At 68.4% G+C, this 253-nt stretch carries 1 pseudogene; it reads left to right on the forward strand.

The window, feature by feature from the left end:
- Positions 1–253: pseudogene (locus tag J8I29_RS29810) on the forward strand (SAM-dependent methyltransferase); the annotation flags it as partial.

A 253-nucleotide genomic window follows, 5' to 3' on the forward strand; every position in this document is an offset into this window, starting at 1 on the left:
TGCTGCGCGAGGCCGCCAGCGCCGTGCGCCCGGGTGGGCATTTGCTGATCGTCGGGATCAACCCGTGGAGCAGTTGGGGCATGCGCCATTTCTTCAGCCATGGCGCCTTGCGCAAGGCGCGGTGCATCTCGCCTTCGCGGGTGGGTGACTGGCTCAACCTGCTGGGCTTCGCGCTGGAGAAACGCCGCTTCGGGTGCTATCGTCCGCCGCTTGCCTCACCGGCTTGGCAGCAACGCCTGGAGGGCTGGGAGCG

Origin of the sequence: Labrys sp. LIt4, assembly GCF_017813775.1 — a bacterium.
Lineage (GTDB): Bacteria > Pseudomonadota > Alphaproteobacteria > Rhizobiales > Labraceae > Labrys > Labrys okinawensis_A.